A 955-nucleotide genomic window follows, 5' to 3' on the forward strand; every position below is an offset into this window, starting at 1 on the left:
GTTGGATGGTGGTGTGGTTGAAGAGTTGGGTGGCGTATTCGGTGGTGATGGTGAGGTTGGTGGCTGGGCCGTGGTCGGTGGTGTTGAGGGTGAGGTCGAATTTGGAGTGGGGGCAGGGTAGGGGGTAGGTGGTGGTGTGGATGTCGGGTAGGTCCCAGCCCGTGCCGTCGGTGCTGGTGGTGGTGGTGTTGGGGTTGTGGGGGGTGGGGGTTTCGTGGTTGTAGACGATGGGGGTGAGTGGGTTGCGGGTGCGGTCGCGGTGGGGGGCGAGTGCTTCGACGAGGCGTTCGAAGGGGAGGTCTTGGTGGGCGAACGCTTCGAGGACGGTGGTGCGGACCTGGGTGAGGAGTTCGGCGAAGGTGGTGGTGGGGGTGATGTGGGTGCGGATGATGAGGGTGTTGACGAAGAAGCCGATCAGGGTGTGGGTTTCGGGCCGGGACCGGTCGGCGACCGGGATGGCGACGGCGATGTCGCGTTGGCCCGTCCAGCGGGCCAGGACGAGTTGGAACGCGGCGAGGAGGGCCATGAACACGGTGACCTGGTGCTGGTGGGCCAGGGTGCGGAGGTGGTCGGCGACCGGGGCGGGCAGGCTGGTTGTGATCATGTCGCCGGCGCCGGTGGGGGTGGCTGGTCGGGGCCGGTCGGTGGGTAGCTGTGCCGGGGTCAGGTCGGCGAGTTGGCGGGTCCAGTAGTCCAGGAGCCGGTCCAGGACCGGGCCCTGGAGGCGGTTGCGTTGCCAGACGGCGAAGTCGGCGTACTGGATGGGAAGTGGCGGCAGCGGTGACGCCAGGCCGGCGGCGAAGGCCCGGTACAACGTGGATAGTTCCCGTTGGAAGATCCGTACCGACCATTCGTCGGCGACCACGTGGTGCATCACCACGCACAGGACGTGATCGACGTCGGTGAGGCGGAACACCGAGCCCCGTACCAACGGGCCCGACTCCACATCAAAAGG

General features: G+C 67.1%; 1 protein-coding gene. It reads right to left on the reverse strand.

From position 1 onward, the window contains the following. Window positions 1–955 (reverse strand): condensation domain-containing protein (locus tag Vau01_RS63015; RefSeq protein ID WP_239153167.1); only part of this gene is annotated, 955 nt, incomplete at both ends.

Source organism: Virgisporangium aurantiacum (assembly GCF_016863635.1).
Classification (GTDB): Bacteria; Actinomycetota; Actinomycetes; order Mycobacteriales; family Micromonosporaceae; genus Virgisporangium; species Virgisporangium aurantiacum.